Raw genomic sequence first — 24,484 nt, 5'->3', positions numbered from 1 at the left:
AAAAGTTATTGTTTACGTTTAGCTTCAATACTTAATGTAGCATGAGGCACTAATTTTAAACGTTCTTTTTGAATTAATTTACCTGTAACTCTACAAACTCCGTATGTTTTATTTTGAATACGAATTAGAGCGTGTTTTAAATCACGAATAAATTTTTCTTGACGTAAGGCTAATTGCACATTTGCCTCTTTTGCCATTGTATCTGAACCATCATCAAATGATTTAAATGTAGGTGAAGTATCTTCAGTACCATTACCTGAACCATTTTTATAAGAAGCCTGTAATAATTCTAAGTCTTCTTCTGACTTCGTAATTTTTTTTAAAATAATCTCTTTAAATTCCTGTAAATCAAGATCAGAGTATCTTATATTAATATTTTTATCCATAACTTATGCTTTTTCAATTAACATTCTACTTTTGATAGCATCAAATTCGATATCTGTACCATCATTTAATTCATCCACAAAAACCAATTCATTGGTTAATGTTTCTGCTTTTATATAATTTTCATTTGCAGTTACAGACTCTTGTAAGTCGACCGTTTTTAAAATTGTTAATTTAATTTTATCTGTTACTTCTAATCCTGTTTCTTTACGTCCGTTTTGAATTCTGTTGATTAATTCTCTAGCAACACCTTCTTTACGTAAATCTTCATTTATAGTAACATCTAAAGCAACGGTTAAACCTTCTGCATTTGCAACCAACCAACCTTCAATATCTTTTGATGAAATTTCTACATCAGCAGTTTCTAAGATAATGATTTTATCATTAATTTCTAAAGAAATAGATCCTTCTTTTTCAATTTTAATGATATCATCTTGTGTAAATTTCTGTATTTCACTAGCAACCAACCTCATATCTTTACCGAACTTTGGTCCAAGTGCTTTAAAGTTTGGTTTAATTTGCTTCACTAAAATATCAGAAGCATCATCTAAAAGTTCAATTTCTTTAACGTTTACTTCTGATTTAATTAAATCAGCAACCGCTAAAATTTCTTCTTTTTGAGTAGCATCTAAAACAGGAATCATTATTTTTTGTAATGGCTGACGTACTTTAATTTTTTCTTTTGCTCTTAATGATAAAACTAAAGAAGAAATCGTTTGTGCATTTTCCATTTGACGCTCTAATGATTTATCAATTAAAGCCTCATTAGAAACAGGAAATTCTGCTAAATGTACACTTTCAAAACCTTCAACATTTGTAGTACTTATTAAATCTTTATATAATTTATCCATAAAGAAAGGCGCTACTGGCGATGCCAATTTAGCAACCGTAAGCATACACGTATATAAAGTTTGATATGCAGATATTTTATCTTGTGCATATTCACCTTTCCAAAAACGTCTTCTACATAAACGAACATACCAGTTACTTAAATGATCTTGTACAAAATCAGAAATTGCTCTTGTTGCTTTTGTTGGTTCATATTCTGCATAAAACACATCTACTTTTTGAACAAGTGTATTTAATTCTGATAAAATCCAACGGTCAATTTCTGGTCTTTCAGCTAACGGCACCTCAGCTTCACTATAATTGAAGTTATCTAAATTAGCGTATAAACTAAAGAAAGAATAGGTATTATAAAGAGTTCCAAAGAACTTTCTACTTACTTCGGTAATTCCATCTAAATCAAACTTTAAATTATCCCAAGGATTTGCGTTTGAAATCATGTACCAACGTGTAGCATCAGGACCATATTTATCTAAGGTAGTAAACGGATCAACTCCATTTCCTAAACGTTTCGACATTTTTTGTCCATTTTTATCTAGCACCAATCCGTTAGATACTACATTTTTATAAGCTTTATCATCAAAAACCATCGTTGCGATAGCGTGTAAAGTATAAAACCATCCACGAGTTTGGTCTACTCCTTCGGCAATAAAGTCGGCAGTTTTCCAACCTTCTTCTACTATTTCTTTATTTTCAAACGGATAATGCCATTGTGCATACGGCATAGAACCTGAATCGAACCAAACATCAATTAAATCAGATTCACGTTGCATTGGCTCACCCGAAGCAGATACTAATGTAATTTTATCAACTACATTTTTATGTAAATCAATAGTGTCATAATTTTCATCAGACATATCTCCTGAAACAAAATCAGCAAAAATATCTTCAGTCATTACACCTGCTTTTACAGCAAGTGCCATTTCTTCTTTTAATTCAGCTACAGAACCTACTATTTTGGTTTCCTTACCATCTTCTGTTCTCCAAACTGGCAACGGAATTCCCCAGAAACGAGAACGAGACAAGTTCCAATCATTAGCATTTTTCAACCAATTTCCAAAACGACCTGTTCCTGTTGATTCAGGTTTCCAATTAATTTCTTCATTTAAAGAATGCATACGTTCTTTAACGTCCGTTACTTTAATAAACCAAGAATCTAACGGATAATATAAAATAGGCTTATCAGTTCTCCAACAATGTGGATAACTATGGACATATTTTTCTACCTTAAAGGCTTTATTTTCTTCTTTTAATTTGATGGCAATTTGTACATCTACTGAACGTTCAGGAGCTTCTCCATCAGCATAATATTCATTTTTAACGTACATTCCTGCAAATTCACCCATTTCTTTGGTAAATTTACCTTGTAAATCTACTAAAGGAACTAAATTATCATTTTCATCTTTTACCAACATTGGTGGCACACCTGCATCTTTACAAACTAAAGCATCATCAGCTCCAAAAGTTGGCGCTGTGTGTACAATTCCTGTACCATCTTCTGTGGTTACAAAATCCCCAGAAATTACTCTAAAAGCTTCTTCAGGATTATCATGTGGTAATGTATATGGTAATAATTGCTCATATTTAGTACCTACTAAATCAGCACCTTTACATTCAGCAATTACTAAATAAGGAATTTGTTTATCTTCTGATTTATACGTTGCTAAATCAGCTTCGTTTTCAACAGCTTTAAACTTTTTCCTTGCAAATTGTTTTGCAAGTAAAGGTTTTCCTAAAACTACTTGAGTAGGCTCAAAAGTATATTGATTGAATGTTTTTACTAAAACATAATCAATTTTATTTCCAACGGTTAATGCTGTATTACTTGGTAAAGTCCAAGGAGTTGTTGTCCATGCTAAAATATGAACATCATTTCCATTTTGAAAAACACTTGGTAAAGTTTCAGTAATTGCTTTAAATTGAGCAACTACAGTTGTATCAGTAACATCTTGATACGCTCCTGGCTGATTCACCTCATGAGAACTTAAACCTGTTCCTGCTTTTGGTGAATATGGCTGAATTGTATATCCTTTATACATCAAATCTTTATTATAGATTTGCTTTAACAACCACCAAACCGTTTCCATGTATTTTGGTTTATAAGTAACATACGGATCTTCCATATCTACCCAATAACCCATTTTTTCGGTAAGCGTATTCCAAATATCAGTATATTTCATTACTGCTTTTTTACAAGCAATATTGTATTCTTCTACCGTAATTTTAGTTCCGATATCTTCTTTGGTAATTCCTAATTCTTTTTCAACACCTAATTCAACAGGTAAACCATGTGTATCCCAACCAGCTTTACGCTTTACCTGAAATCCTTTTAAAGTTTTATAACGGCAAAAAATATCTTTAATGGTACGTCCCATTGCATGATGAATACCTGGTAAACCATTTGCCGAAGGAGGTCCTTCGAAAAAGATAAACGGCTTATTATCATCACGCGTAGTTATACTTTTTTCAAAAATGTTGTTTTCTTTCCAATAATTTAGGATTTCATCCGCAACATTTGGCAAGTTAAGCCCTTTGTATTCAGTAAACTTCGTACTCATTTTTTCTTTATATTTATTGATTTTGCGAAATTACGTATTTTCTTGTAATTGTAATAGTTGACATTAAAAAAAAGCCTTTAAATAAAGGCTTTATAATTAACTAATTACTTTTTAAGAAATACCTCTTTCTTTTTTTATTTGTTCGTAAGCAGCTTGAATTTTTTGAAATTTCTCATTAGCGCCTTCTTTGTGAGCTTTTCCTAAACCTTCTAATTTATCAGGATGATATTTTTTAGCCATTTTTCGATACGCTTTTTTAAGCTCATTATCGGTAGCCGATTTTGTAATTTCTAAAATTTTATAAGCGCTATCAAACTCTTCATAAAACATTGCTTTTATCGAAATATAATCATGTTGATTAATATATAAATAACCTGCAATTTTTCTTATTTCTTGTTCTTCAAGTGTTGTTACTTGTCCATCAGCTTTGGCAATTCCGAATAAAAAATGCAACAATTGCAAACGAGAAGCATGCGACATATGCTGACGAATTTGCATACAAACCTGACGAGTTGATATTTCTTTTTTGATAATACCACTAAACAATTTAAAAGCATGATTCGCTCGTTCTTTACCATACATTTCTACAAAATGTAAGCGAACAAAGTCTAACTCTCGCTGATCAACCCTTCCATCAGCTTTAATAACTACGGAAGCTAAAATCAGTAAAGTTATTTCAAAATCGCCAGAAGTAGCACGACCTCTTTTTTGTGGTTCTGTATTATCTTGATATTCTCGTTGCTCTTTTCTAAAGTCTTCTATAGAAACTCCATCTATAAAACTACCTATAGCAAATCCTATAATAGCCCCTATTGGACCACCCATTGTAAATCCTGCTCCGGCACCAAGCCATTTTGCAAATTTTCCCATTTTTTAATTTTAAAGATGTAAATATACTATTAATACCATTTTGAAATAATTATTTCCTTTTAAAAAAAATAATAAAGATATTTTGAAGCTATTTCCCGCTTTCCGCACTCGCTTTTTTTATTTTTTGAAGAAAAAAACAAAAAAGAGCTCAAACAATTGCTTCAATCGGGGCTAAAATAAAATACATCTAAAAAAAGCAGTAATTGTTTTGGTTTGATTCTTCTTTTTAAATAAAGTATCTTTGCGTTAAACTATTTAACTCAAAAAATATGTACCCAGAAGAATTAGTAAAACCGATGCGTGATCAATTAATCGATGCTGGTTTTGACGCTTTATACACTGCTCAAGATGTTGATACTGCATTAGCAAAAGAAGGAACAACTTTAGTAATGGTTAACTCTGTTTGTGGTTGTGCTGCAGGTACTGCAAGACCAGGAGCTATTGCTTCTTTAGGCGCAGAAAAAAGACCTACAAACTTAACAACTGTTTTTGCAGGTGTAGAAAAAGAATCTACTGCTAGAGCTAGAGAATTGATGATACCTTTTCCTCCATCATCTCCTGCTATTGCTTTATTTAAAGATGGTAGTTTAGTGCACATTTTAGAGCGTCACCATATTGAAGGTCATTCAGCTCAAGCTATTGCTCAGAATTTAGCAGCAGCTTACGATGAATTTTGCTAGTCAAAATTTATAATATAAAAGAAAAATCCAGCAAATTTGCTGGATTTTTTTTGTTATACCTTTTTTATCACACTAGTTACAATTCCCCAAATAATAAAATTATTTTCCTCCGTAATTTTAATTACAGGATAATCAGGGTTTTCGGGTTGTAACCAAACTTCATCTTTAGTTACTCTTAATCTTTTTACGGTAAATTCTCCATCTAAAAAACAAACGGCTATTTTGTTATTTGTTGGCGGAATACTTCTATCAATCACCAATAAATCATTATCATCTAACCCTGCACCAATCATTGATTGTCCACTTACTTTTGCAAAAAAGGTTGCTTCTTTATTTTTAATCAACTCTTCATCTAATGAAATACGAGTTTCTTTAAAATCATCAACAGGTGATGGAAATCCAGCAGAAATACCCATATCTATAAAAATTGCACCCTTACTTTCAGTCATATCTTTAGGTGCTAAAAAAGTTAGTTTTTTTGATCTGTTCATAATTTTTTCACAATAATATCCTCATTAATATTTATGCAATAATTTGGAATAAAACATTCTTTTTATACTTTCCAAATATGCTATCAATATTTTTTAGGGACTGCTAATTTAAACGTATCTATTTTAAAAACCTTATTTAATTTACTAATAATAAAGAAGTTTTAAATTAAACATCAATTTATAAAAGGTCTGTAAACTTATTTAATCGATAAAAACATCTAAAAATAAAGCAAAATAATTATCTAATCAAGTTTTCTTATTTTTGTAGTATGATTAAAAAATTAAAAATTGATGGAATTGATAAGATTATCATCAAACGATTGGTTTCTGATGCTCGTACGCCTATTTTAAGTATTGCTAGAGAAGTAGGAATTTCAGGAGCGGCAATTCATCAGCGATTACGAAAACTAGATGCTTCCGATTTAATAGACGGATACAAAATGGTATTAAATCCGAAGGCTTTAGGCTATAATACCACGGCTTTTGTAGGAGTTTTTTTAGATTCATCTAGCTTATATTCATCAGCAATAAAAAGATTAAAAGAAATACCTGAAGTTGTTGAAAGTCATTATACAACTGGTAATTATGCTATTTTCATCAAAATACTTTGTAAAAACAATGAAGATTTAATGCATTTACTAAACAAGGATATTCAGAATATAAAAGGAGTTTCAAGAACAGAAACTTTTATTTCTTTAGATCAACAAATAGACCGACAAATAAAAATTTAAATTTCCCCTTAATGAACGACTTTATTTTCTATTTTAAAATGGGCTTATTTCATTGTACTTGATATAAAAGCCTACGACCATATTTTATTTTTAATTGTACTTGCTGTTGTTTATGAATTTATACACTGGAAAAAAGTATTATGGTTAATCACTTTATTTACCATCGGACATTCTATAACATTGGCATTATCAGCCTATGGAATATTAAAGATTGATGTCGATTTGGTTGAGTTTTTAATTCCGTTATCAATTTTCATAACTGGTTTAATGAATGTATTAACAGCCAGAAAAGCATCCGTAGGAAAAGAAAATCAGAATTTATTTTTCGCTTTATTCTTCGGATTAATTCACGGACTTGGTTTTTCAAATTACTTTAAAATAATGATTGGTAAAACTTCTGATAAATTAATTCCTTTATTAGAATTTGCTGGCGGTGTAGAAGCTGCTCAAATTATTATTGTCTTAGGAATTTTATTAATAGGAACATTAACGCAATCAATATTTAATGTAAATCGTCGCGATTGGATTTTAGTTATATCTTCTATTGTAATGGGTTTTGCTTTTCAAATGATGATTAACCGTGTTTTTTGGTAAAAATTTAAGTAATAACCTTTTAAAATCTAACTATCTTAGCATATCACATAATTTATTATTTTGAGTAAAAAACAATTAAAATACGACAAAGCCTATTTAAATATGGCACAAGAATGGGGAAAATTATCTCATTGTAAACGAAAAAAAGTAGGCGCAATAATCGTTAAAGATCGGATGATTATTTCTGACGGTTATAACGGAACTCCTTCTGGTTTTGAAAATTATTGTGAAGATGAAGAAGGCTACACAAAATGGTACGTTTTACATGCCGAAGCAAATGCTATTTTAAAAGTTGCCGCCTCTACACAATCATGTAAAGATGCTACTTTATATATTACGCTTTCTCCTTGCCAACAATGTAGTAAATTAATACATCAGGCAGGTATAAAACGAGTTGTATATGCCCAAGATTATAAAGATACTTCTGGCATCGACTTTTTAGAAAAAGCAGGTATTGAACTCTTACATTTACCTTATGAATAAAAATAACTTTCCTATTTATTTATCAATAGCTGTTGTTTTCGGTATTCTTATCGGAACTTTTTTTGGCAAAGGAAACAGCTCGAATTTTATCGGAACAAACTCATCAACCGAAAAAAATAAAACGGCTGATTGACTACATACAAACAGATTATGTTGACAATGTAAATACTGATGATTTATTAGATGGTGCTATTACACAAATGCTTGGGAAATTAGATCCACATTCGGTATATATCCCTAAAGAAAATCTTCAATTAGTTACCGAAAATATGCAAGGTAATTTTGTTGGAATCGGTGTGCAGTTTCGCATGATTGGTGATACAATTACTGTTATTTCACCTATTAAAGGAGGACCTAGTATAAAAAAAGGAATTAAAGCTGGTGATAGAATTTTATTAGCTGACAAAGACACTTTGTATGGAAAAAAATTAGAAACTTCTAAAATAATGAAAGCCTTAAAAGGCAAACCAAAAACAAATGTTACGCTACAAATTTACAGAAAAACAATCGATAGTATTTTTGATGTAAACATAACAAGAGATAAAGTAAATATTAAAAGTGTTGATATCGCTTATATGCTAAATGACAGTATTGGTTATATAAAATTAAATCGTTTTGCTCGTAATTCTTATAGAGAATTTAAAACATCTTTAGATACTCTTAAAAAGAATAACGTGACAGATTTAGTACTTGATCTTCGTGGAAATGGTGGTGGTTTTATTGATATTGCAAACAGTATTATTGATGAATTTTTAGAAGATGAAAAATTAATTGTATTCACTAAAAATAATAAAGGAGACATTAACAAATCATTTGCCACAGATAAAGGGAGTTTTGAAAAAGGTGGTTTATATGTTTTAATTGATGAAAACTCTGCTTCTGCTTCAGAAATTGTTGCTGGTGCTTTACAAGATAACGATAAAGGAATAATTATTGGTCGTCGTTCTTTTGGAAAAGGATTAGTTCAACAAGAAATGGATTTAGGCGATGGTTCTGCAGTTCGTTTAACAACGGCTCGTTACTACACTCCAACAGGGCGATCTATTCAAAAAACTTATGATAAAAGCAAATCAAATAAAACATATGCTAACGATATCGAAAATAGATATTCAAGCGGTGAATTATTTAATAAAGACAGCATAAAAACTATTGATAGTTTAAAATTTACCACTCCAAAAGGTAAAATCGTTTATGGTGGTGGTGGTATTATTCCTGATTATTTTGTTGCTGTAGATACGACTACTTATGTTCCTAGTATATTTTTCAGACCTTTAAATAACTTTGCTTTTAATTATGTAGATACTAATCGTAAAAAGTTAGAAACGGTTAATGTAAACGACTTTATCAAAAATTTTGATGTAGATAACAGTATTTTTAATGATTTCTTATCAAAACTTGAAGGCTATAAACTTTCATCAAAAATTAAAGAACAATTAAAACAAAACTTAAAAACTTTAATTGCTAGAGAACTTTTTAGTGATGAAGGTTTATATAAAGTAAATCAGATTGATGATAAAATGCTTCAAAAAGTATTTGAACTAGAAATAGAGTAATTTAAGCTTACTTGTATATTAATATAATTTATATGTAGAAATACCCCTTTTTCAAATGATATTTTATCAAAAAAAATACACTTATACCAATTTAAAACACACTTACCTCCTATTTTTAAGCACTAAGAGACAATAAAAAAAACTACTTGTAAGTACACAATATATTTGCAACAGGTTAAGAATAAATAATAGGATTTTTAGCTCAAGTATTCGAAAAAAAAGAGGTAATAAACATAAAGTCAAGCTATCAGTAAGTTAGATAATATGTTTTTTTACTTCTTTTTTTTATACTTTAAAGCCTAAATTATCTTCAAAATAAAGTGCTTGAATTCTCTTTAGATTAACCAAATAATTTCGGTGGGTTTGAGTAAAAAAAATGATTCAACTAGAGAAAAAATAATTTACGATTACTTTTATATTAATATAATTTAAGAATAACCCTTTTTAAAATCCTATTTTATCAATTAAAAACACACACTTATACCAATTTAAAATACACTTACCTCCTATTTTTAAGCACTAAGAGACAATAAAAAAAATTACTTGTAAGTACACCATATATTTGCAGTAGGTTAAAAATAAATAATGGGATTTTTAACTCAAATCTTCGAAAAATAAAAGAGGTAATTAGCATAAAATCAAACTCTGGGGGGGCTAGATAATATGTTTTTTACTTCTTTTTTTATACTTTAAAATGAAAAGTTATTAACTTCAATTTAGAACTAGTAATATAGCTGTTTTTACCTAAAAACTTTATTATTTTTCAAAAATTGCTTTTTAAAACGATCACTAAATAATATTTTATGATTATTATTTAAAATCAATAAATTATCTTCAAAATAAAGTGCTTGAATTCTCTTTAGATTAACCAAATAATTTCGGTGAGTTTGAACAAAATAAGTATCGCCAAGTAATTCTTTTATTTTTGTTAACGATAATCGAATCATATACTCCTGATCTTGATCACAAACAAGTCGGCAGTATTTTTCTTCAACTTCTACATAAAAAATTGTTTTTATATCAACTTTTACAATACCTTTATTTTTTTTAACAAATAAAAAGGAAGGTGTAATAATCGCTTTTTCATCACTTAAACTGCTGTTATTTTCCTGTTCATAAAATTTTTCCAAAGCTAACTCTAAAGAGTATAATAACTCTAATTTATTAAATGGTTTTAATAAATAAGTATATGGTTTTGTAAGTTTAGCTTCATTAAACACCACTTTACTTTGTATGCTTGTTAAAAATAAAAAAGGTATTTCAATATGTTCTTTATTTAATCTGTGTGCTAACGAAATACCTCGCGGTTCTCCATCAATCATAATATCAAGAAGAATAATATCAAAAAAACTATTTTTTATCTCTTTTTCAGCATCTTTAGTATTTTTTACATGAATAACTTCATAATTATGTTGTTCTAATAAGTTTATTATTTCTGTAGCCTCTTCGTCTAAATCTTCTAATAGAAGTAGTCGTAAATTATTCATCTTTTATAGCTTTTTAACTTACGAAGATACTTATTTTATAAATTAATTCATGTTTTTAAAAAACTAAACAAACTAATTTATAGACTAATAACTACACTAAAGGCAATAAAACAACAGCCTTTGTATAAGTTCCTTGCTTACTTTCAAAAAACAAAGTTCCTTTATTTTTTTTAATTAATGTTTGACACAATAATAAACCCAATCCAACGCCTTTTGAATGATCTATTTTAGCTACGGATAAATCTTTTAACCCGTTAATTTCTTTGAGCTTTTCTGGTGAAATTCCAATTCCAGTATCTTTAATTTCAATCGATGCTTCGTTCTCTGAATACATTTTCAGTTTAACTGAAATAGTTCCTGAACCTTTCATGTATTTCATCGAATTATCTATTAAGTTTCGCAGTACAATTTTTAAAGATTCTTTATCTATTAAAACAAATATCCCTGTTTCTAAATCACTTGAAATAGAAATATCTTTAACACTTACTAAATTTTTATAATCAAATAAAAGATGTTCTATTATTGGGTGTAAGGCATTTTTTTCGGGAATAAAACTTAAAATATTACTTTGATCTAGCGACCAATATAATACATTATCTAATAAACGACTCGTACTTTGTGTAACAGAAATAGCTACTTGAGTTGCTTCTATAATTGCAGGTAAATCGTTATTTTCAATGTGTTTTTCTAGTTTTTTATGCTGTCTTTTTATCGTATTTATAGGCGATCGTAAGTCGTGTGAAACTACCGAAAATAAATGATTTTTTGTTTTATTAGCCACACTTAAAGCCTCCTTTTGCGCTATAATTAATTTATTATTATTTCTTAATTTTTTATAGATAAAGCCTAAACCCCCTAAAAGAAATAATAATAAACTTCCGCCAAGAATCAATCCTTTTTGAACTATTTTTTGACGTTTTATTTCTTCATTTTTAATTCGAATTTCTTGCTGTTTATAAGCAACTACATTTTTTTTATCTCGTTCAATAAGTTCCCAAATTTTATCTCTATTCCAAATAGAATCTTTCCAGCGATTACTTTCTTTATAATACTTAACACTTTTTTTATAACGTTTTCTATTCTCTTCTACCACAGCCATATTAAAAGCAGTGCTTTCCTTAAATTTAAAATCTCGATATAATAGCGACAAATCGTAGCATTCTTTAAATAAAGGAATTGCTTGACTATCCATATATTGTTGATAATATATATTAGCCATTCCTGTTTTTGCTAAAATTATAAAAGAAGTATCTGTTTTTTTTATTAAAGAAAGTTGTTTATCAAAGAAAAAAGTAGCTTTTTTAAAATTACTTTTAGATAAATAACATATCGCTAAATTATGATAAATTACTGATCTTTGTTTAACATTTTTCATAATATCTTTAGATGATAAACATTTCTCTAAGCTTAAAATTGATTTATCATATTTTTGCTGATTTAAATAAACATAACCTATTTTTAAATTTTTTAAAGAAGCAAAACGCCCTGTATCTGATATTCTTTGAAGACTAAAAAGTGATTTTTTGAACAATAATTTTTCCATTGGACTAATACTTTTCAAATAATATATAATATCTTTTTGATTAGTAGTAGTAACATCTAACAATGCTTTATTTGAATAAATATAGCAAGAATCGTATTGTTTTAATTTATAAAATTCAAGAACTTTGCAAAATGATTTTATTTGAACTTTATTACAGATAGAATCTGTTTTATTTCTCAAATCGTGTAATACTTTTTGAGAAAAAGTATTTATTGACAAAAAAAACAAAATAACAAATAATCCTTTACTACTCATTTTTTATAGCGATAATCATCGTATTTTTTAGCTATTTTGAATATTTAAAACAACTCTATTAAATTTTATAAATTCATTGAAGTAATTTACACTAAAAAATATTTTAATACGTCAGCAATTTTACGATTATCAGATAATTGTGGGATTTTATTTTGTATACTTGTTAAAAACAAAAAAGGCATTTCAATATGTTCTTTATTTAATCTGTGTGCTAACGAAATACCTCGTGATTCTCCATCAATCATAATATATAAAAGAATTATGTCAAAAAAACGGTTTTTTAGTTCTTTTTCAGAATCTCTAGTATTTTTTACATGAATAATTTCATAATCACGTGCCTCTGATAAACTTATTACCCCTTTCACTTCTTAGTCTAAATCTTCTAATAGAAGTGGCCATAAATTATTCATCTTTTATAGCTTTTTAATCTACAAAGATACTTATTTTATAAGTTAATTCAGATTAAAAAAGAACTAAACAAACTAATTTCTAGTCTAATAACTACGCTAAAGGCAATAAAATAATAGCCTTTGTATAAGTTCCTTGCTTACTTTCAAAAAACAAAGTTCCTTTATTTTTTTTAATCAATGTTTGACACAATAATAAGCCCAATCCAACTCCTTTTGAATGGTCTATTTTAGTTATAGATAAATTTTTCAAAGAATTTATTTCTTTAAGTTTTTCTGGTGAAATCCCAATTCCTGTATCTTTAATTTCAATCGATGCTTGGTTTTCTGAATACATTTTCATTTTAATCGAAATACTTCCTGAACCTTTCATGTATTTCATCGAATTATCTATTAAGTTTCGCAGTACAATTTTTAAAGATTCTTTATCTATTAAACCAAATATACCTGTTTCTAAATCACTTAAAATAGAAATATCTTTAACACTTAGTAAATTTTCATAATCAAACAAAAGATGTTCTATTATTGGGTGTAAGGCATTTTTTTCGGGAATAAAACTTAAAATATTACTTTGATCTAGCGACCAATATAATACATTATCCAATAAACGACTCGTACTTTGTGTAACCGAAATAGCTACTTGAGTTGCTTGTTTAATTGCAGGTAAATCTTTATTTTCAATATGTTTTTCTAATTTTTTATGCTGTCTTTTTATAGTATTTATAGGCGATCGTAAATCGTGTGAAACGACCGAAAATAAATAATCTTTTGTTTTATTAGCCGTACTTAAAGCCTCCTTTTGTAATATAATTAGTTTATTATTATTTCGTAATTTTTTATAGATAAAACCTAAAACACCTAAAAGAAATAATAATAAAATTCCGCCAAAAACCAACCCTTTTTGAACTATTTTTTGTCGTTTTATTTCTTCATTTTTAATTCCTATTTCTTGCTGTTTATAAGCAATGGCAATTTTTTTATCTCTTTCGGTAATTTCCCAAATTTTCTCTTTATTCCAAATAGAATCTTTCCAGCGATTACTTTCTTTATAATACTTAACACTTTTTTTATAGCGTTTTCTATTTTCTTCTACCACGGCCATACTAAAAGCAGTGCTTTCCTTTAATACGATATCAGTATGCAATTGTGATAAATTATAACTTTCTTTAAATAAGGGAATCGCTTGTTTGTCTAAATATTGATCATAATACATATATGCCATTCCCATTTTTAATTTAATCAAAGAAGTGGTATCATTTTTTTGAATTAAAGAAAGCTGTTTATCATAATAAAAAGTAGCTTCTTTAAAGTCTTTTTTATAAAAATAACATGCTGCTAAATTATGATAGATCATTGATCTTTGCTCAACATCTTTCATAATATCTTTAGATGATAAGCATTTCTCTAAGCTTAAAATTGATTTATCATATTTTTGTTGATTTAAGTAAACATAACCGAGTCTTAAATTTTTTAAAGAAGCAAAACGCCCTGTATCTGATATTTTATCAAGGCTAAACAGTGCCTTTTTAAATAGTGATTTTTCTGTTGGACTAATACTTTGCAAATAATATATAATATCTTTTTGATTGGTAGTTGTAACGTCTAATAAAGCTTTATTTGAATAAATATAGCAAGAATCGTATTGTTTTAATTTATAAAGTTCAAGAACTTTGCAAAAAGATTTTATTTGAACTTTTCTGCAAATAGAATCTGTCTTATTTCTCAAATCGTCTAATGCTTTTTGAGAAAAAGAATTTATTACGTACATCAATAAAATAAAAAACACGTATTTATTATCCATAGTAAAAACTACACTAAAAAGTTTTTTAAGACTTCGGCAATTTTTCGATTGTCTGATAATTGTGGGATTTTATTTTGTCCGCCAAACTTTCCAATTGATTTCATATATTCATTAAAACCACCTTTTTTTACTTTTCTAATAATAAGCGGTTGTAATATTTTACCTGCAATTAAATCGAAATAATAAACATTTTGATTTTGCATAGAGACATCGATTTTAGCTGCTAATTCGGCTAAATTATCAGGTTCATTTTCAAACTCAATAAACCATTCATGATATGGTAAACCGCTTTCTGGAGTAACCTGTGGCGCAACTGTAAACTCACTTATATTTATGTCTGTTCCTATAATTGCATCGTTTAAAGCCTTTTCAACCTCCTTACCAATTACATGTTCGCCAAAGGCAGAAATAAAATGTTTAATACGTCCTGTAACTTTTATTCTATATGGTTTAAGTGATGTAAACTCAACAGTATCGCCAATATTATATCCCCAAAGACCTGCCGAAGTATTTAAAATGATGACATAATTAACACCTAATTTCACATCTTTTAAAGAAATACGTGTTGGATTTTCATCATAAAATTCCGTTGCAGGAATAAACTCATAAAAAATGCCTGAGTTCAACTGTAATAACATTCCTTTTTCGGTTTGCGAATCTTGATAAGCAATAAATCCTTCCGAAGCTGGATATAATTCTATATAATCGACTTTTTTTCCAATTAAGGCTTCAAACTTATTTTTATACGGTTCAAAATTTACACCTCCGTACACGAAAAAATTAAAATTCGGAAATGTTTCTGAAATAGGTTTTCCTGTTTTGGCTATTAATTTTTCAAAATACATTTGTACCCAAGACGGAATTCCGCTAATAACAGACATATCTTGATTAATAGTTTCTTCTACTACTTTATTAACCTTTGTATCCCAATCTTCAATACAATTGGTTTCCCAACTTGGCAACCTATTTTTTAATAGATAATTAGGTACATAATGAGCTGCTATTCCACTCAATCGACCTAATTTTATACCGTTCAAATCTTCTAAAACAGGGCTTCCTTGTAAAAAAATCATTTTACCATCAACAAAACTAGCATCGTTTGTTTCAGTAATATAAAATAACAACGCGTTACGCGCTGCTTTTATATGCGTTGGCATTGATTCTTTGGTAATCGGAATATATTTTGCACCCGAAGTAGTTCCTGATGTTTTTGCAAAATATAAAGGCTTGCCTTTCCATAATATATTTTCTTCACCTGCAACCATTCTATCAACATAAGTACGTAAACCTTCGTAATCGGTTACAGGAATACGCTTTTTAAAATCTTCATACGTATTGATAGAAATAAAATCATGATCTTTTCCAAAAGCTGTTTTACACCCTTCACTAACCAAATACTTAAATACTTTTTCTTGTGTTTCATGAGGTTTGTTCGCCCATTTATAAACGCGCTTTCGTACTTGCTTTGCAAAAGGTTTTGCTAATTTCGATTTGATGCTCATTTTTAACTATTTTAGAAATAAAAACAGAATACCTCTGTTTGAAAACAAAAGTTAAAATGCTGTTTTATTATTATTTTTTTAAAACTATTGAAAATCTATATAATCTGTTGGATTTACAGGAAATCCATTATTCCATAATTCAAAGTGTAAATGGGGTCCTGTAGATAACTCGCCAGTAGAACCTACACTTGCAATTGCTTCTCCTGATTTTACAAGTTCACCTTGTTGTTTCAATAATTGTCCGTTGTGCTTATAAACCGATATAAATTCATCAGGATGTTGTATCATTATTACATAACCTGTTTCTGCTGTCCATTCGGCTAAAATAACTGTTCCATCTGCAATTACTTTTACAGGTGTACCTTTTTTAGCTACAATATCAATTGCATAATGTTTATCGTTGGTATTAAAAACTTGTGAAATATTACCTGTTAAAGGCGAAAAGAAAACAACTTTAGCCCTTCCTTCTGCACTTTCAGATAAAGGAAAACGGTCTTTACCTTCAATTTTTTCTCTAAATAAAGAATCTTCTTTTGTTGCTGCTAATTTTCGGGTATCAATAGCTATGTTTTGAGCATCTATTTTGATAGAATCTATTTTATCAGGACTTATTTCGCCTGTTAAAACAGGTCGGAGTGCTTTTGTAAAACGCTCTATAACTGCCAATCGAGTTTTTAAAGAATCTGTTTGATATATTAATCGAGTTGCTTTTCGTTTTAAAGAACTAGAAGAATACCCTGGAATATACTCTCGTAAGCCTGTAAATGCTATTAATAAAGTTGTAAATACAATTAGCAATATTGAAAAAATACCGCCAAAAACAAATACATTTAAGCGAGATAATTTTAAAGAGAATTTTTCTTGAAAAGTATCTTCATTTAAAATTACCAATCGGTATTTATCTACAAGTTTTTGTTTAAGCTTTCGCTTTTTTTGATTTTTAGCCACGTTACTACAAGTTTGAAACTCAAAGATACAACGAAAATTTTTCGAAACTATTTTTAGATAAAATAGACTTCATACAATATAACGTATTTTTAACATTTTCACTGTTTTTTAACAAAAAAAAATGATTTAATAAATTTATTAAACCCTTTTTATATAGATTAGTAAAAATGCCTAGCCCCGATTGAAGCATTTGTTTGAGCTCTTTTTTTGATTTTTCTTCAAAAAAAAGCGAGTGCGGAAAGCGGGAAATTGCTTCTAAAAAAAATCTTTAAATTGATAAATTATTTTCTATAGAAATTCATTTTATCGATATAATCAAAAACTTTAGACGATAATAAAGGCTGAATATTTTTTTCATTTTTGATGCTATTACGTACCATTGTAGATGATATTTCTACAATTGGCGCAGCAACTCTATGAATTTTAAGGTGTTCTGTAAATTGATTTTCAACAACTCCTTCTGAAATTCGAGGATATACATATACATTATAATCATCTAAAATAGCTTCATAATTTCGCCATTTATGAAAGCTTTTTAAATTGTCTTCGCCCATAATTAAGTTAAATTTATAATTAGGATGTTTTTCAGATATATGTGTTAATGTATTTATAGTATAATTTGGCTGAGGCAAATTAAATTCAATATCAGAAGGTTGAATTTTATCGTAACCTTCGGTCGCCAAATACACCATGTCTAAACGATGGTGATTATCAAGTAACGAGCTTTTCTTTTTAAATGGGTTATGCGGTGTTACAACCATCCAAATTTCATCTAAGTCAGAATTTTCGACCATGTGATTGGCAATAATTAAATGACCTATATGAATGGGATTAAAAGTTCCAAAATACAATCCGATATTTTTTCTGAAATTTTCCATAACCCTTTTTTAAAAATATAATTACGTTTATTTTGCTTCTTTAATTTAATCCTAAAAAATTACCTACTAAATTTTCAGCTTCTTCTAAAGCAACTTCCAATTTATCATTTTTGATAATTTTATCAAATTCTGTTGCTTTTGCTAATTCTACAGATGCTTTAGCAATACGCATATTAATTTTTTCTTCGCTTTCGGTACTTCTTTTATTTAAGCGATTTTTAAGCTCTTCAATACTTGGCGGTTGCACAAAAATTGATAAAGTTTCTTCAGGGAATTTACTTTTGATACGTAATCCTCCAATAACATCAATATCAAAAACAACGTGTTTATTTAAGCCCCAAATACGTTCGATTTCGGTTTTTAAAGTTCCGTAAAAATTATCGGTGTACACTTCCTCCCACTCTAAAAATTCATCAGCTTCAATTTTATTTTTGAAATCTTCTTTAGATATGAAATAATAATCTTCTCCATCAACCTCAAAACCTCTTGGTTCTCTAGAAGCTGCCGAAATTGAAAAAGCTAAACTAAGTTTTTCTTGTTGTAATAAATGACGAACAATAGTTGTTTTACCTGATCCTGAAGGTGCTGAAAACACAAATAATTTTCCTTTAAAATCTTCTGCCATTTTATAAAACGTTTAAAATTTGTTCTTTTATTTTTTCTAGTTCGTCTTTCATTTGGATAACTATTTTTTGCATCACTGCAAAATTAGCTTTCGACCCCATAGTATTTACTTCTCTTCCAATTTCTTGAACGATAAATCCTAATTTTTTTCCATTAGAATCATCTGTTGCCAATTGATCTAAGAAATATAATAAATGATTTCCTAAACGAACTTTTTCTTCGTTGATATCTAATTTTTCTAGATAATAGATTAATTCTTGCTCAAAACGATTCTCATCAACCTCAACTTTTAAATCGGTTAAAGCTTTTTGTAAACGCTCTTTTACGTTTGCAATTCTTTCACCGTCTAATTTTTTAACTTCTTCTAAAGCTGATTGAATATTTGCAATTCTTAATTGAAAATCTTCTTCTAACGATTTAGCTTCATCAGTTCTGTAAGCAATAATTTCTTGTAAAGCTTCATCGATATGAACAGCAATTTGAGTCCATTCATTTTCGTCTAACTCTTCACGTTCTGTTTTTAAAGCATCAGGCATTCTAACAGCCATCTTTAATAATTCAATTTCCTGATTATCAGAAATAGGCATTGCATTTTTTAACTGCGCTACGTAATTTGCAACTACTGATTTATTTACAGTTGTTAATGTTTCATCAGAAGTCGTTTCTACATAGATAGAAAAATCGATTTTCCCTCTTACTAAATGACTTGCTAATTTCTTACGAACGGCTAATTCTTTTTCTCTGTAATAAGAAGGTATTCTTGTATTTAAGTCTAAATTTTTACTATTAAGAGATTTAATTTCAATAGTTACTTTCTTAGAAGGTAAATGTAATACGGATTTACCATAACCCGTCATAGATTGTATCATATCATAAATTTAGTAAACACAAAGATACTGTTATTTATTTTTAACAACTAGCTGTTTGATTAGCAAAAAAGCATGCCGAAAGATATTTTAAACACAAAAAAAGCACTGTAAACACAGTGCTTTTTCTTAATTTAAATTTTAATTTTGTAAATTATTTCTAATTAATCTACTAAAGCAGGTACTCTTAATACTTGCCCTGGATAAATTTTATCAGGATGAGATAACATTGGTTTATTTGCTTCAAAAATCACTGTATATTTCATGGCATCACCATAAAATTCTTTTGAAATTTTACCTAAAGTATCACCACCTACTACTGTGTGAAACTGAGCCATTATCTCTTCAACAACTTCTTCCTCTTCAGCAACTACAACAGGTGCAACTGTCATATTATCTTCTACTGAACCGATTCCATTGGTATTTCCTACCACTAAAATCACTTTTTCTTTAGTTGCTAAATCAGAAGCTTCACCAGAAATAGTAGCTTTATCTTCGTCAATAGTAATTGCTAAATTTTCAACAGGTAATTCTAAAGTATTAACTGCATCTACTAATTTAGCAGATTTTTCAGCAGCTTCTTCTTCAGTTGTTTTTCCTACACCAAATACTTTGGCACCAGCATTTTTAATAAATGAAAAAATTCCCATTTTCTTTTTGATTTTTTTATTGATTAATACTATTACTTTCTGATTACTAATATACAATTTTTACGCCATTTTTTATTTTTATCTAAAAAAAATATTAAAAATTAATAACATTTTTTGATATTAATATAAACCTCAGCATTGTAAAGCATTAAAATTATGACTTTTAACATATTTTTTTTCAAAAAACAACTTCAGATATTTTTTAAATTTAATCAAAAAAAAACCACACTTTTAAAAAGTATGGTTTCTAATATATTAATATGTTTTGTATTTATTCTTTAAATGTATTCCATCCTTGTGCTTTTAATTCAATTTCTTGATTTGCACGTGTAACTAAATTCAGTCCTTCACTTTCTGCAACAATATGCCCAATAATTGATAAATTCGGGTTTGATTTGATTTTATCAAAATCGGCAAGAGGCACTGTAAATAATAATTCATAATCTTCACCGCCACTTAAAGCAATCATGGTGCTATCCATTTTAAACTCTTCAGAAGTAGAAATAACTTGAGGATCTAACGGTAATTTATCTTCATAAATTTTACATCCTGTTTTACTTTGTGTACAAATATGCATTATTTCAGATGACAATCCATCAGAAATATCAATCATAGAAGTTGGTTTTACCTCCATTTCTTTTAATAATTCTGTAATATCTTTACGAGCCTCTGGTTTTAATTGACGCTCTATTAAATAGGTATAAGCATCTAAATCTGGTTGACTTTGCGGATTTACTTGAAATACTTGTTTCTCTCTTTCTAAAACCTGTAAACCTAAATATGCAGCACCTAAATCTCCAGAAACAACAATTAAATCGGTAGGTTTTGCACCGTTTCGGTAAACAATGTCTTCTTTTTCTGCTGTTCCTATTGCGGTAATAGAAATTAACATTCCTTTTGTTGATGAAGTTGTATCTCCTCCAATTAAATCAACTTTATAAGTATCACAAGCTAATTGAATACCTGCATATAATTCTTCTAAAGCTTCTAAAGGAAATCTATTTGAAACAGCAATTGATACGGTAATTTGTTCTGCAACACCATTCATTGCATATACATCTGATAAATTAACCATTACAGCTTTATATCCTAAATGCTTTAATGGCATGTAGCTTAAATCAAAATGTACACCTTCTACTAATAAATCAGTAGTTATTAAGCGTTCTTTTTCTGATGCGCTAATTACAGCAGCATCATCACCAATTCCTTTTGTTGTTGATGAGCTATATAACTTAAAATGCTCCGTTAAATGGTTTATTAAACCAAACTCTCCTAGTTCAGCTAATGAGGTTCTTTCTTGATTTTTATCTTCTAACATTTGGCAAAGATAACAACAAGTAAGTAAACAAAATAGGATAAATAAATAACTCCTTTTAAAATAAAGATAGGGTTTACTAGTTATTAACTGTTTTATACTTAGTTAATTCTGTAACTTTAGCACTTAAAATCAAAATCATTATGAACAACACTATAAAAAAAACACTTTTTTATTCTTTACTTACCCTTATTTTATCTTGTAATTCTCCTTCCGTAAAAATCAATAATGATACTGATGGTGATGAAATAATTAACTCTTTAGATAACTGTCCTGATACAGCTAATAAAGAGCAATTAGATACTGACGGTGATGGAAAAGGTAATATTTGTGATGATGATGACGATAATGATGGAATTAAAGATGTAGATGATAATTGTCCATTAATGCCTAATCCTGATCAAAAAGATACAGACGGAAATGGTATAGGAGATGTGTGTGATAAATATTTAAATGATACTGATAAAGATGGTATAAAAAACGATATAGATAACTGTCCTAACACGGCTAATCCAGATCAAAAAGATACAGACGGCGATGGTATAGGTGATGTATGTGATGATTCATCAATAGATAATAAAGTTCCATGTGTTTCAGGTATGGCAGGAATTTACCCTTGTAACGGTTATGATTTATTGTTACACATTCCACTAAGTACCTTTGGCGCTACTGAAGGAAATGACTCTTGGGGTTGGACAGATGCTAGTACTAACAAAGAATATGCAATAATGTGTGTAAACAACGGAACTGTTTTTGTTGATATTACAAACACAAACAATCCTGTTTATTTAGGTAAGATACCAACAGCAACTGTTAATAGCTCTTGGAGAGATGTTAAAATATATAAAGACCATGCTTTTATTGTTAGTGAAGCTTATGGACACGGAATGCAAGTTTTTGATTTAACAAGATTAAGAAACGTATCTACACCTCCTGAAACATTTAGTCCTGATACCCACTTTAAAGAATTTGGTAGTGCTCATAATATGGTAATTAATGAAGAATCAGGATATGCATACCCTGTAGGAACTAGTAAATCTGGTCCTTATAAAGGAGGTCCTTTATTTATCAATATACAAGATCCTAAAAACCCTAAAACTGAAGGTGGATGGGGAACAGATAATTATAGTCATGATGCACAAGTAATTAATTATAACGGTCCTGATTCTGATTACACTGGTAAAGAAATTTTAATCGGTAGTAACGAAAATGAAGTTGTTATAGTTGATATTAGCGACAAATCAAATCCTAAAAATATCTCTAAAATATCGTATGCAAATGTTGGTTATACTCACCAAGGTTGGTTTACAGAAAATAAAAAATATTTTATTTTAGGAGATGAGTTAGATGAACAAAAATTTGGAAACAAAACAAGAAATATTATTTTTGATTTCACTGATTTAGACAATCCTAAAGAGCATTTTAGTTATACTGGTCCTACTAATGCAATTGATCATAATGGGTATATAAAAGACAACATGTTTTATTTAGCGAACTACACAGCAGGTGTTCGTTTTATTGATATTACAAATATATCTAGCAAATCAATAACAGAAACTGGTTATTTTGATACCTATCCAAACAATAATGGTGCTAATTTTAATGGAGTATGGAACGTATATCCATATTTTGATAGCGGAAAAATAATAATAAGTGATATTAACAGTGGTTTATTCATCGTTAAAAAACAATAAATGTTAAAACCAATTTCAATACTTTTATCAGCTTTTATAATTTTTATCAGTTGTAATAATGATACTCCGTCAGCTACAATAACAAAACAATTAACTATTGATTTTGTAAAAACATATGGTGGTTCAAAAAACGAAAGCGGAAGAAGCGTTATTCAAACCTCAGATAATGGCTATGCTGTTTTAGGATTTACGCAAAGTATTGATGGAGATATTTCAACATCAAAAACAACAATTCAGTATGATTATTGGCTATTAAAGTTTGATGAAAATGATACTTTACAATGGCAAAAAACATACGGAGGTTCAAAAGATGAAAAAGCGTATCAAATTATTGAAACCAGTGACAATGGTTTTGCTGTAATAGGATACAGTAAAAGTGCTGATGGTGACGTTAACGAAAATGAAGGTTTTGAAGATATTTGGATTTTAAAATTAGATGCTACTGGAAATATTCTATGGAAAAAAAACACAGGATTTGCAGGAACAGATAAAGGTTTTCAAATTATTGAATCCAATGATGGTGGCTTTTTTATAGGAGGTATTTTAGATGTTACAGCTTCAGGAGGCGCAGGAAATGCAAAATCAGCAGCAAGACACGCCGGTGGCGATTATTGGGCGATAAAATTAAATGCTAACGGAAATATTGAATGGCGAAAATATTTTGGAGGTACAAATACTGATACCTGTTACGGAATTACAGCAACTTCTGATGGTTATTTAATGATTGGAACATCAGATAGTGTTGATGTTGATATCAATAATAATCAAGGTAGTTATGATTTTTGGGTTATCAAAATAAATAAAACAGGAACACTTATTTGGGAGAAATCTTTTGGAGGTGATCAAATTGATGAAGCAAGAGCAATAACTCCTACTGATGACGGAAATTTTATCATTATTGGCGATACTCGAAGCGATGACAAAGATGTAACAGACAACAATGGTGGCGCTGATTTATGGGTTATCAAAATAAATACAAATGGTACATTAATCTGGCAAAAAAATTATGGCGGTACTAGTTTTGATGTTGGTCGCTCAATTAACAAAACTAATAATGGTGATTTTTTAATTTCGGGAAGTTCAAGAAGTACTGATAATCAAATTATCAATAAAGGTCAAAATGATGCTTGGCTTCTTAAAATAGATAAAAATGGAAAGCAACTTTGGCAAAAAACCATTGGTGGTACAGCTGTCGATTTTTGTTATGATGCTATTCAATTAGCTAATGGAAATATAATTGCAGTTGGTGAAAGCAACAGTAATACTGAAGATATACCTACAAACAAAGGATTTTCAGACCTATTAATCATCAAATTAAAATAAC

The 24,484-nt window shown here is 28.9% G+C and carries 23 protein-coding genes; 7 read left to right on the top strand and 16 right to left on the bottom strand.

From position 1 onward, the window contains the following. Positions 1-5: 5 nt before the first annotated feature. The 3 genes from PG913_RS01445 to PG913_RS01435 form a co-directional block, all read right to left on the bottom strand. On the bottom strand, positions 6-386 hold the full coding sequence (locus tag PG913_RS01445; protein ID WP_271231300.1) for a TraR/DksA family transcriptional regulator: 381 nt from the start codon (positions 384-386) through the stop codon (positions 6-8). Between the two features lie 3 nt (positions 387-389). Beyond that, entirely contained in the window at positions 390-3,788 is a 3,399-nt protein-coding gene (gene ileS / locus PG913_RS01440; RefSeq protein WP_271231299.1) for an isoleucine--tRNA ligase, read from the bottom strand. A gap of 111 nt (positions 3,789-3,899) precedes the next feature. Beyond that, the gene (locus PG913_RS01435; RefSeq protein WP_271231298.1) at positions 3,900-4,658 is read right to left on the bottom strand and encodes a TerB family tellurite resistance protein; all 759 of its coding nucleotides are present in this window, start codon (positions 4,656-4,658) and stop codon (positions 3,900-3,902) included. Positions 4,659-4,927: 269 nt separating this feature from the next. On the opposite strand from PG913_RS01435, the gene PG913_RS01430 reads away from it, so the two are divergent. Continuing rightward, a complete protein-coding gene (locus PG913_RS01430; RefSeq protein ID WP_271231297.1) occupies positions 4,928-5,338 on the top strand; it encodes a BrxA/BrxB family bacilliredoxin in 411 nt (136 codons plus the stop codon). 53 nt (positions 5,339-5,391) lie between these two features. Here PG913_RS01430 and PG913_RS01425 read toward each other — a convergent pair whose 3' ends face one another. After that, on the bottom strand, positions 5,392-5,829 hold the full coding sequence (locus tag PG913_RS01425) for a LexA family protein (RefSeq protein ID WP_271231296.1): 438 nt from the start codon (positions 5,827-5,829) through the stop codon (positions 5,392-5,394). A 269-nt stretch (positions 5,830-6,098) separates the two neighbouring features. Here PG913_RS01425 and PG913_RS01420 point away from each other — a divergent pair, with 269 nt between their 5' ends. From PG913_RS01420 to PG913_RS01405, 4 genes are all read left to right on the top strand, one after another. Beyond that, positions 6,099-6,560, top strand: a complete 462-nt coding sequence (locus PG913_RS01420; RefSeq protein ID WP_058885880.1) for an Lrp/AsnC ligand binding domain-containing protein — start codon at positions 6,099-6,101, stop codon at positions 6,558-6,560. A gap of 30 nt (positions 6,561-6,590) precedes the next feature. Then, complete coding sequence (locus PG913_RS01415; protein WP_333780807.1) at positions 6,591-7,154, top strand: HupE/UreJ family protein; 564 nt, start codon at positions 6,591-6,593, stop codon at positions 7,152-7,154. 57 nt (positions 7,155-7,211) lie between these two features. Continuing rightward, on the top strand, positions 7,212-7,637 hold the full coding sequence (locus PG913_RS01410) for a deoxycytidylate deaminase (protein WP_271232110.1): 426 nt from the start codon (positions 7,212-7,214) through the stop codon (positions 7,635-7,637). 62 nt (positions 7,638-7,699) lie between these two features. After that, on the top strand, positions 7,700-9,190 hold the full coding sequence (locus tag PG913_RS01405) for a S41 family peptidase (protein ID WP_271231295.1): 1,491 nt from the start codon (positions 7,700-7,702) through the stop codon (positions 9,188-9,190). A 285-nt stretch (positions 9,191-9,475) separates the two neighbouring features. Here PG913_RS01405 and PG913_RS12980 read toward each other — a convergent pair whose 3' ends face one another. The 12 genes from PG913_RS12980 to thiL form a co-directional block, all read right to left on the bottom strand. Then, complete coding sequence (locus tag PG913_RS12980; protein ID WP_408648501.1) at positions 9,476-9,568, bottom strand: LytTR family transcriptional regulator DNA-binding domain-containing protein; 93 nt, start codon at positions 9,566-9,568, stop codon at positions 9,476-9,478. A 362-nt stretch (positions 9,569-9,930) separates the two neighbouring features. Continuing rightward, entirely contained in the window at positions 9,931-10,677 is a 747-nt protein-coding gene (locus PG913_RS01400) for a LytR/AlgR family response regulator transcription factor (RefSeq protein ID WP_271231294.1), read from the bottom strand. A 91-nt stretch (positions 10,678-10,768) separates the two neighbouring features. Then, complete coding sequence (locus PG913_RS01395; RefSeq protein ID WP_271231293.1) at positions 10,769-12,475, bottom strand: tetratricopeptide repeat-containing sensor histidine kinase; 1,707 nt, start codon at positions 12,473-12,475, stop codon at positions 10,769-10,771. Positions 12,476-12,561: 86 nt separating this feature from the next. Further along, positions 12,562-12,840, bottom strand: coding sequence for a response regulator (locus tag PG913_RS01390; protein ID WP_271231292.1), 279 nt, complete (start codon positions 12,838-12,840; stop codon positions 12,562-12,564). A gap of 136 nt (positions 12,841-12,976) precedes the next feature. After that, complete coding sequence (locus PG913_RS01385) at positions 12,977-14,683, bottom strand: tetratricopeptide repeat-containing sensor histidine kinase (protein WP_271231291.1); 1,707 nt, start codon at positions 14,681-14,683, stop codon at positions 12,977-12,979. 8 nt (positions 14,684-14,691) lie between these two features. After that, entirely contained in the window at positions 14,692-16,185 is a 1,494-nt protein-coding gene (locus tag PG913_RS01380; RefSeq protein WP_271231290.1) for a GH3 auxin-responsive promoter family protein, read from the bottom strand. An 84-nt stretch (positions 16,186-16,269) separates the two neighbouring features. Next, positions 16,270-17,133, bottom strand: coding sequence for a M23 family metallopeptidase (locus PG913_RS01375; RefSeq protein ID WP_271231289.1), 864 nt, complete (start codon positions 17,131-17,133; stop codon positions 16,270-16,272). A 281-nt stretch (positions 17,134-17,414) separates the two neighbouring features. Continuing rightward, positions 17,415-18,011 carry a nicotinate (nicotinamide) nucleotide adenylyltransferase gene (gene nadD, locus PG913_RS01370; protein WP_271231288.1) on the bottom strand — a complete coding sequence of 199 codons (597 nt, stop codon included), beginning with the start codon at positions 18,009-18,011 and terminating at the stop codon, positions 17,415-17,417. Between the two features lie 40 nt (positions 18,012-18,051). Further along, on the bottom strand, positions 18,052-18,636 hold the full coding sequence (gene gmk / locus PG913_RS01365) for a guanylate kinase (RefSeq protein ID WP_271231287.1): 585 nt from the start codon (positions 18,634-18,636) through the stop codon (positions 18,052-18,054). A 1-nt stretch (position 18,637) separates the two neighbouring features. Further along, positions 18,638-19,504: a YicC/YloC family endoribonuclease gene (locus tag PG913_RS01360; protein WP_271231286.1), complete on the bottom strand. Its 867-nt coding sequence runs from the start codon at positions 19,502-19,504 to the stop codon at positions 18,638-18,640. A gap of 161 nt (positions 19,505-19,665) precedes the next feature. After that, positions 19,666-20,151 (bottom strand): peptidoglycan-binding protein LysM, encoded by a 486-nt coding sequence (gene lysM / locus PG913_RS01355; protein WP_271231285.1) that lies wholly within the window; start codon positions 20,149-20,151, stop codon positions 19,666-19,668. 271 nt (positions 20,152-20,422) lie between these two features. Further along, positions 20,423-21,469 carry a thiamine-phosphate kinase gene (gene thiL / locus PG913_RS01350; protein WP_271231284.1) on the bottom strand — a complete coding sequence of 349 codons (1,047 nt, stop codon included), beginning with the start codon at positions 21,467-21,469 and terminating at the stop codon, positions 20,423-20,425. Positions 21,470-21,609: 140 nt separating this feature from the next. On the opposite strand from thiL, the gene PG913_RS01345 reads away from it, so the two are divergent. Together PG913_RS01345 and PG913_RS01340 are read left to right on the top strand one after the other, a co-directional pair. Then, a complete protein-coding gene (locus PG913_RS01345) occupies positions 21,610-23,160 on the top strand; it encodes a choice-of-anchor B family protein (RefSeq protein ID WP_271231283.1) in 1,551 nt (516 codons plus the stop codon). Beyond that, positions 23,161-24,483 carry a hypothetical protein gene (locus tag PG913_RS01340; protein WP_271231282.1) on the top strand — a complete coding sequence of 441 codons (1,323 nt, stop codon included), beginning with the start codon at positions 23,161-23,163 and terminating at the stop codon, positions 24,481-24,483. Position 24,484: the final 1 nt, after the last annotated feature.

This window comes from Tenacibaculum pacificus (assembly GCF_027941775.1).
Classification (GTDB): domain Bacteria; phylum Bacteroidota; class Bacteroidia; order Flavobacteriales; family Flavobacteriaceae; genus Polaribacter; species Polaribacter pacificus_A.
The sequence above is the reverse complement of the archived record's forward strand: the minus strand, read 5'-3'. Positions and strand labels throughout refer to the sequence as shown.

Excerpts from the sequence above, each read along its gene's own strand:
- PG913_RS01445 (WP_271231300.1), bottom strand. The coding sequence starts at position 386 with ATGGATAAAAATATTAATATAAGATACTCTGATCTTGATTTACAGGAA.
- ileS (WP_271231299.1), bottom strand. The coding sequence starts at position 3,788 with ATGAGTACGAAGTTTACTGAATACAAAGGGCTTAACTTGCCAAATGTT.
- PG913_RS01435 (WP_271231298.1), bottom strand. The coding sequence starts at position 4,658 with ATGGGAAAATTTGCAAAATGGCTTGGTGCCGGAGCAGGATTTACAATG.
- PG913_RS01430 (WP_271231297.1), top strand. The coding sequence starts at position 4,928 with ATGTACCCAGAAGAATTAGTAAAACCGATGCGTGATCAATTAATCGAT.
- PG913_RS01425 (WP_271231296.1), bottom strand. The coding sequence starts at position 5,829 with ATGAACAGATCAAAAAAACTAACTTTTTTAGCACCTAAAGATATGACT.
- PG913_RS01420 (WP_058885880.1), top strand. The coding sequence starts at position 6,099 with ATGATTAAAAAATTAAAAATTGATGGAATTGATAAGATTATCATCAAA.
- PG913_RS01400 (WP_271231294.1), bottom strand. The coding sequence starts at position 10,677 with ATGAATAATTTACGACTACTTCTATTAGAAGATTTAGACGAAGAGGCT.
- PG913_RS01395 (WP_271231293.1), bottom strand. The coding sequence starts at position 12,475 with ATGAGTAGTAAAGGATTATTTGTTATTTTGTTTTTTTTGTCAATAAAT.
- PG913_RS01385 (WP_271231291.1), bottom strand. The coding sequence starts at position 14,683 with ATGGATAATAAATACGTGTTTTTTATTTTATTGATGTACGTAATAAAT.
- PG913_RS01380 (WP_271231290.1), bottom strand. The coding sequence starts at position 16,185 with ATGAGCATCAAATCGAAATTAGCAAAACCTTTTGCAAAGCAAGTACGA.
- nadD (WP_271231288.1), bottom strand. The coding sequence starts at position 18,011 with ATGGAAAATTTCAGAAAAAATATCGGATTGTATTTTGGAACTTTTAAT.
- gmk (WP_271231287.1), bottom strand. The coding sequence starts at position 18,636 with ATGGCAGAAGATTTTAAAGGAAAATTATTTGTGTTTTCAGCACCTTCA.
- PG913_RS01360 (WP_271231286.1), bottom strand. The coding sequence starts at position 19,504 with ATGATACAATCTATGACGGGTTATGGTAAATCCGTATTACATTTACCT.
- lysM (WP_271231285.1), bottom strand. The coding sequence starts at position 20,151 with ATGGGAATTTTTTCATTTATTAAAAATGCTGGTGCCAAAGTATTTGGT.
- thiL (WP_271231284.1), bottom strand. The coding sequence starts at position 21,469 with ATGTTAGAAGATAAAAATCAAGAAAGAACCTCATTAGCTGAACTAGGA.
- PG913_RS01345 (WP_271231283.1), top strand. The coding sequence starts at position 21,610 with ATGAACAACACTATAAAAAAAACACTTTTTTATTCTTTACTTACCCTT.
- PG913_RS01340 (WP_271231282.1), top strand. The coding sequence starts at position 23,161 with ATGTTAAAACCAATTTCAATACTTTTATCAGCTTTTATAATTTTTATC.